Source organism: Actinomadura vinacea (genome assembly GCF_039532545.1).
Lineage (GTDB): Bacteria > Actinomycetota > Actinomycetes > Streptosporangiales > Streptosporangiaceae > Spirillospora > Spirillospora vinacea.
Window position 1 is genome coordinate 20,061 of record NZ_BAAARW010000018.1, and the last position, 8,143, is coordinate 28,203.

Genomic DNA, 8,143 nt, shown 5'->3' on the forward strand with positions numbered 1-8,143 from the left:
TTCGGCGGCGGAGGTGAAGCCCGGGCCCCGGCCAGGGACCCGGGCTCACTGTCCGGGCAGGCGGGTTCGTCAGACGTAGCCGTAGAGCGGGAGGACCTCGGCGAAGCGTTTGTCGGCGATGCGCCGGTGCTCGTCGGTGTAGACCTCTTTCCACCCGCCCACCTGCCCCTTGAAGAAGGTGAAGGCGTCGCGGTTGAACAGGTTCCGGGCCACGTCTTCGGGAGCGGCGTCGGCGCCCAGGAACTCGATGAGGCCCGCGGTGGCGCGGAGCTGCGCCTCGGCGGAGCCGCCGCCCTCGGGACCGACGAGGTCCTCGAACGACGTCGCGTAGACGTTCGGGTGGTGGAGCAGCCACAGCATCCGCATGTAGTCGCGGGCTTGGGCGGGGAAGGACTCGTCGGTCAGCGCGTAGGTGAGCCGTTCGTCGAGGGTCGGCATGGAGCACAGGATGCTGCTGAACGCCTGCAGGTTGTTGATGGCGCTCAGGCCGCCCTTGGTGCGGCCCGAGGCGAAGTTGATCATGGAGAGGATCACGTCACGGGGATCGCGGTAATTGAAGATGACGCGCGGCTCCCCGGTCCCCGCCCAGCTGCTCAGGAACGCTCCATCGATGTTCCGGACGTCGAACTCGTGCAGCACCCAGCAGACGTTGGCGGGTGTCTCGGTGAACGGTGTGCCGGCGGTCCGCTCGAGGGCCTGCCTGACCAGGCTCGTGTTGATGAGCTCGGAGCTGTACTGGTTGACCAGCGGCATGCCCCAGCGCAGCTTCCAGGCCCAGGCCAGCGCCTCCCAGGCCTGGTCGGTCGCGGCCGTGAAGATCGCCTCGTCCTGCTTCTTGAGGTCGGTCAGCCGCTCGTCGTCATAGACCATGCCGGCCATACGCCAGCGGGTCCCGCGGTCGAGCACAGGCTTCGTCTCCGGCCTGACGCGGACATGTCCGTGCATCCGATAACCGAGCGCCGTTAATAGCTCGGTTATGAGGTGCGTCCCCGACTTGATCATGGAAACCAAAATGATGCGCTCGGCGCGAGTCTTCTTTGTCACTCTTGTCCTCCATTCTGTATCGTGCGGCGAATACGATAACCGGCTGTAGGTGCGGGTCGCCATGGGGCGCCGAGTGTTCAACTCCTGTATTGCTACAGTTGAACGCGTCGGCCGACCGTGCTGGTGAACCCGTCGCACGGCGTCCTGGCCACGGCCGCCCTGTCGCGATGCGGCGCGCGGTGCCATAGTGAGCGGGGGCCCGATCGCCTCTGAGCGGGCGCCGAATACTCCGGTTTCGCACCGCAGGGGATATCTATGCTTTCTGCAGCCAGGCGAGAATTACTGAGGCGGCGCCTGAAAGGAGAGCAGGTAACCAGCCGGGGTTGGGGGCCCCGGCCAGAAGGGCCCATTCCGCTGTCCTTCGCCCAGCAGCGGTTATGGTTCCTGGACCAGCTGGAGCCGGGATCGGCCGAGTACAACGTGCCGATGCGCGTCTGGTGGGACGGGACGCTGGACGTGGCGGCGCTCGTGGCGGCCCTCGACGCGCTGGTCGGCCGGCACGAGGTGCTGCGCACCCGGCTGATCGCGGATCCGGACGGTTCGGCCCACCAGGTGATCGACCAGCCGGCCTCGCTGTCGCTGCCGATCGCCGACGTCTCCACCGGGCCCGACCCGCTGCGCGCCGCCGAGCGCCTGGTCGCCGCCGACGCCGGGGCACCCTTCGATCTGGCGGCCGGGCCGCTGATCCGGGCGTGCCTGATCCGGCTGACCGCCGAGGAGCATGTGCTCGCGTTGTCGGTGCACCACGTGATCTTCGACGAATGGTCGGCCGGGGTGTTCCGGCGTGAGCTCGCGGCGCTCTACGAGGCGTTCCGCAGCGGCGGCCCCGATCCGTTGCCGCCGCTGGAGGTGCAGTACGCCGACTTCGCGTTCTGGCAGCGGGAGCTGCTGAGGGGCGAGGTGCTCGACGCCCAGCTCTCGTACTGGCGCGAACGGCTGGCCGAGGTGCCGGTGCTAGAGCTTCCCCTCGACCAGCCGCGGCCGCCGGTGCGGTCCACCGAGGGCGCGGCGACCGCGTTCACCGTCTCGGCGGCCACGGCGGAGGGACTGCGGGCGACGGCGCGCGCGGGCGGGGCGTCGATGTTCATGACGCTGCTCGCCGCGTTCGACGTCCTGCTCGCCCGCTACTGCGGCGCCGACGACATCGTCGTCGGTACCCCGGTGGCGAACCGCAACCGGGCGGAGACCGAGGACCTCATCGGCTTCTTCGTCAACGCCCTGGTCATGCGGACGGACCTGTCCGGTGACCCCACGTTCGACGAGGTCGTGGGGCGGGTGCGAGAAACGGCGCTGGGCGCCTACGCCCATCAGGACGTGCCGTTCGAGCAACTGGTCGACACGCTGGTGACCGAGCGGGACCGGTCCCGCAGTCCGCTGTTCCAGGTGTTCTTCAACTACGTGGAGGCGTCAGGCGGCGGCCAGGCGGTGGCCGACGGTGCGCGGCTCGACCGCGATCAGGCGGTCGGCCCGGGCACCCTTTCCGCCAAGTTCGATCTGGTGCTGACGCTGGGGGAGACGGGCGACGGCCTGGCCGGGACCCTCGAGTACAGCACCGCGCTGTTCGACGCGGCGACCGTGGAGCGCATGGCCGGGCATCTGGTCACGCTGCTGGACGCCGTGGCCGCCGATCCCGGCCGGCATGTCGCCGGGCTGCCGGTGCTGACCGCGGCCGAAGGCGGTCGCATTCTGACCGAGTGGAACGACACCGCGGCCGCGGTGCCCGAGGGCGGCGGCGTTCATGAACTGATCGTGACCCGGGCGGCTGAGACCCCGGACGCGGTGGCCGTGGTGTCCGGAGACGTCTCGCTGACCTACGCCGACCTGGTGCGCCGGGCCGATCGCCTGGCGGGTCGGCTGCACGACGCGGGCGTTGGCGCCGAGTCGGTCGTCGCCCTGTGCTTGGAACGCGGCCTCGACATGGTGGTGGCGGTGCTGGCCGTGTGGCGGGCAGGCGGCGCCTATCTGCCCCTCGACCCCGGCTATCCGGCCGAGCGGCTGGCGTTCATGCTTTCCGACAGTGGAGCCGCCGTTCTGGTGGGCCACCGTGAAGTGGCCGCCGAGCTGGCGGCGGGCGCGGCGGTGGAGACGGCCGTGTGGCTGGACTGCCCGTCCGTGCGGGATGCGCTGGAGACCGCGTCGCCCATGACGGCCGAGGTCACCGTGGTGCCGGGGCAGGCGGCGTACGTCATCTACACCTCGGGCTCCACCGGGCGGCCGAAGGGCGTCGTGGTGCCGCACGGCGGCGTGGTGGGCCTGGTGACGGCCCAGCTGCTCGCGTTCGGCACCACGGGCGACGACGTGGTGCTGCAGTTCGCGCCGTTCAGCTTCGACGCCTCGGTGTGGGAGCTGGTCATGGCGCTGGGAGCGGGCGCGACGCTGACGGTGGCCGGCACGGACGAACGCGGCGAACCCGAGTTGCTCGCCGAGCTGGTGCGACGGACCGGCGTGACCATGGCGACGGTCCCGCCGTCGTTGCTGGAGGTGTTACGGCCGGACGACCTGCGCGGTGTGCGCACGCTCATCACGGCGGGCGAACGGCTGGAGGTGGGGCAGGCGGCCGCGTGGCGCGGCGGCCGGCGGCTGGTGAACGCCTACGGCCCGACCGAGAGCACGGTCTGTGCCAGCTGCGCGGAGGTCGAGGACGACGGCTCGCCGCCGATCGGACCGCCGATCGCCAACACCAGGGCCTACGTGCTCGATCGTCATCTCAACCCGTTGCCCGCCGGGGTGCCGGGTGAGCTGTTCATCGCGGGCCCGCAGCTGGCCCGTGGTTACGGCGGGCGTTTCGCGCTGACGGCCGAACGGTTCGTCGCCGACCCGTTCGCGGGCGACGGGACGAGGATGTACCGCACCGGAGACCGGGTGCGATGGCTGCCGGATGGGCGGCTGGACTTCCTCGGACGTGCCGACGAGCAGCTCCAGGTGCGCGGCTTCCGGATCGAGCCGGGCGAGGTGGAGGCGGCGCTGGCCGCCCATCCCGGCGTGCGGACGGCGGTCGTGTCCGCCGTCGGCGAGGGCGCCGACCGGCGCCTGGCCGCCTATCTGGTCCCCGCGGACCAGGCCGAGGGCATCCCGCCGGTGGGCGAGCTGCGGACGTTCGTGAGCCGGCGGCTGCCCGGGCACATGGTCCCGGCCGCCTTCGTCGAGCTGGCGTCGTTGCCGCTCACGCCGAGCGGGAAGATCGACCGGTCCGCGCTGCCCGCACCGGACGGCGCCAGGGCCGGGTCTGCCGCGGCCTACGTGGCGTCGAGTACGGAGGTCGAGCGGGTGCTGGCCGAGGTGTGGGCTCAGGTGCTCGGTGTCGAGCGGGTGGGGGTCGAGGACAACTTCTTCGAGCTCGGCGGCGACTCGATCATGAGCATCCGCGTGGCGGCGCGGGCTCGCGAACGCGGCGTGCACGTGACCGTGGCGCAGCTGTTCGACCATCAGACGATCACGGCTCTGGCCTCGGTCGCGGCGGCGCGGGGAACGGTCGAGGCAGAGCAGGGTCTGGTCGTCGGCGACTTCCCGCTGACGCCGATCCAGCGCTGGTACCTGGAGCGGGAGACGGCCGACCCGGCGCACTTCAACCAGTCGACGCTGCTGGAGGTCACCGGGCGGATCGAGATCGAGGCCCTCCGCGCCGCGGCGGCAGCGCTGGTCGAGCACCACGACGCGTTGCGCTCACGTTTCGTCCGCGACGGTGACGGCCAGTGGCGGGGCCGGATCGTGGCGGCCGAGCACGCAGAGCTCGTGCGGGTGATCGACGCCACCGAGGCGGACGACTGGGAATTCCTGGACGCCCAAGGCGACCTCGTCCAGGCGAGTCTCGACCTGGCCGAAGGGCCGTTGCTGCGTCTCGCGCTCTTCGATCGCGGCGATCGCGGTCGGCTGCTGCTGTTCGTCGTGCACCATCTGGTGGTCGACGCGGTGTCGTGGCCCGTCCTGCTTGAGGATCTGGCGCTGGCGTACGAGGGCGCCGAGCTGCCGTCGAAGACGACGTCGTTCATGGCCTGGTCGAAGCGGCTTGCTGAGCTCGCCCGTTCGATCGGCACGGCAGAGGCCGCGTACTGGCGCGAGGCGGAGTCCGCTGCGCCCGGGCGGCTGCCGCGTGACCACGACGGGCCCAACGACGTCGCGCTCGCCCGCAAGGTCCGCGCGACGCTGAACTCTGTGCAGACGCACCGGCTTCTGCACGAGGTGCCAGGCGTGTTCCGGACGCAGATCAACGATGTGCTGCTGTGTGTTCTGGGTGTGGTCCTGACCGAGTGGTCCGGGCAGCGGTCGGTGCTGGTGGATCTGGAGGGTCACGGCCGTGAGGACGTCGGTGCCGGCATCGATGTGTCGCGGACGGTCGGCTGGTTCACCAATGTCTACCCGGTGGTGCTGGGCGCGGCGGCCGAGGGCGATCCGAGCGCGGCGTTGCGCCGGACCAAGGAGTACCTGCGGGCCGTTCCGCGGCGTGGCCTGGGCTACGGGCTGCTGCGGCAGTTGACCGCCGCGGAAGTGATCTTCAACTACCTCGGCCGGGCGGGCGCGGGCGAGCGGTCCGGGCCGGGCGACGGCCGGTTCCGGGAGGCGCTGCGGTCCCTGGGCGGCGAACGGCCGGCGCGCGGCGAGCGGACCCACCTGATCGAGATCGACGGTCTGGTGGTGGACGGTCGTCTGGAGTTGAAGTGGAGCTACGGCGGTCGGGTTCATGACGAGGCCACGGTCAGGAGGCTGGCGCGGCGCTATATCGAGGTGCTCGACCAGCTGATCGATCATTGCCTCCGCCCTGGTGTCGGTGGGTGTAGTCCGTCGGATTTCCCGTTGGCGGGGCTGGATCAGGCGGGTGTCGATCTGGTCGTGGGTGGGATGTCGACGGTGGTCGAGGATGTTTATCCGTTGACGGGGTTGCAGCAGGGGATGTTGTTCCATACGCAGCTTTCTGGTGACCCGGGGATGTACTGGGTTCAGAACGGGTTGCTGCTGGAGGGCGAGCTTGATCTGGGCGCGTTGCGCAGTGCCTGGGAGCTCGTCTTCGCACGGCACGAGGTCCTGCGCACCACGGTGGTCTGGGAAGGCGTCCCGTCGCCGCTCGCGGTGGTGTCGCGTTCGGTGCCGTTGCCGCTGGAGGTGCTCGACTTCTCCGGGCGGCGGGAGCAGGTGTTCGCCGACTACCTGGAGACCGACTGGGGGCGTGGTGCCGACTACAGTGCCCCGACGCTGGTCCGCCTCGCGGTGATCCGGTTGGCGGAGGACCGGCATCAGCTCGTGTGGAGCTACCACCATCTGCTGATGGACGGGTGGAGCGTCCCGATCGTGCTGAGCGAGGTCCTGGAGGCCTACGAGGCGTTCCGCTCCGGCCGGGAGCCGCGGTTCGCGGCGCGTAAGCCGTTCCGCGACTTCGTGGCATGGACGGCCGGGCAGGATCTGGAGGAGGCGCGACGGTACTGGCGGGAGCGGCTCGCGGGCTTCACCGAGCCGGTGTCGATCCAGGTAGAGCGGGACACCGGCGATCGGGGCGAGGGTCAGGTCGGCTTGACCTTGCCGGCGGCGGTCGCGGGTGAGGGACTGGCCGACTTCGCGCGGCGGCATCGCCTGACCGTGAACACGGTGGTGCAGGGTGCGTGGGTGCTGGTGGTGGCGCTGTACAGCGGCCGTGATGACGTCGTGTTCGGCGTGACGTCGTCGGGTCGCGGTGGCCAGATCGACGGCATGGACTCGATGGTGGGGCTGCTGATCAACACCGCCCCGGTGCGAATCGGCGTCGAGCGTGATCTACCGGTGGCGGAGTGGCTGGCGGGCCTGCAGAACGAGCAGGCCCGAGCCCGCCGTTTCGAGCACACTCCCCTGTCGATGATCAGCGAGTGCGCCGACCTTCCTGCCGGGGAGTCGTTGTTCACCACGTTGTTCGTGTTCGAGAACTATCCGCTCGAGGCGCTGGAGGCGGGGCAGGAGCGGTCGGCGGCCGGTGGGTTGCGGGCGGGGATCAACCACGGCCGCGACCAGGGCAGCTATCCGCTGAGTGTGTCCGCCGGGTACGGGCGTGAACTCGCGGTACGGCTGAACTATGACCGGGCACGTTTCGACTCGGCCGCCGTCGAGCGGCTGGCGGGCCATCTCGCCACGGTCCTGGAATCGATGATCGGCGGCACGGGCGAACGCGTCGGCGACCTCCTCGTCGTGAGCCCTGCCGAGCGTGCCGCGCTGATCGACGAATGGAACGACACCGCCACTGACGTTCCGGCCGTGGGCGGCGTGTTCGAGCTGATCGCGGCTCGGGCGGCGGTGAGTCCGGACGCGGTGGCGCTGGTGTCCGACGGCGCCTGCCTGACGTATGCGGGCATGCTGGAGCGGGCCGGTCGCGTCGCGCATCACCTGCGCGGGATGGGAGTCGGCCCCGAGTCCATCGTGGGTCTCCGGCTCGAACGCGGCCTGGCAATGCCGGTGGCGGTGCTGGGCGTGTGGCAGGCCGGTGGCGCCTACCTTCCGCTGGACCCGGACTACCCGTCCGACCGGCTGGACTTCATGCTCGCCGACAGCCAGGCGACCGTGCAGATCGGCGACGAGGAGATCGCCGCGGCCATGGCCGGTCCCTCCAGCCCCGACGTCACCGCGACGCACCCCGATCAGGTCGCCTACGTCATCTACACCTCGGGATCGACCGGACGCCCCAAGGGCGTGCAGTGCACCCACACAGGCCTGGTGAACCTGGCTCCGGCGATGGCTCCGGTGCTCGGCGCCGGTCCGGACGTTCGTTCGCTCCAGTTCGCCTCGTTCAGCTTCGACGGGACAGCCCTGGACATGGCGGCGGTGCTGATGGCCGGGGGCACACTCGTCGTCGCCACGTCACGCCAGCGCACCGAGCCGGATCTGCTGACCGCCCTCATGGTGGCGGGCGGGGTCGGCTCGGTGAGCCTGCCGCCGTCTCTGCTGGGGATGCTCGACCCGGCCAAGGTGCCGGACGTGGGCAGTCTGCTGGCCGGGGCCGAGCGGGTGAGTGCTCAGGTGGCGGCCGACTGGGGTCCTGGGCGGCGGGTGCGGGTCGGGTATGGGCCGACGGAGGGCACGGTGATCTCGTGTGTGGGGATCGTCCGTGCCGATGATGTCGAGGCGCCGCCGATCGGTGCTCCGA

The 8,143-nt window shown here is 70.6% G+C and carries 2 protein-coding genes; one reads left to right on the top strand and one right to left on the bottom strand.

The window, feature by feature from the left end:
• Positions 1 to 69: 69 nt before the first annotated feature.
• A complete protein-coding gene (locus ABD340_RS23680; RefSeq protein WP_344591681.1) occupies positions 70 to 870 on the bottom strand; it encodes a sulfotransferase family protein in 801 nt (266 codons plus the stop codon).
• Positions 871 to 1,299: 429 nt separating this feature from the next.
• Here ABD340_RS23680 and ABD340_RS23685 point away from each other — a divergent pair.
• A partial coding sequence (locus tag ABD340_RS23685) for an amino acid adenylation domain-containing protein (protein ID WP_344591682.1) occupies positions 1,300 to 8,143 on the top strand: 6,844 nt, incomplete at its 3' end.

Excerpts from the sequence above, each read along its gene's own strand:
- ABD340_RS23680 (WP_344591681.1), bottom strand. The coding sequence starts at position 870 with ATGGTCTATGACGACGAGCGGCTGACCGACCTCAAGAAGCAGGACGAG.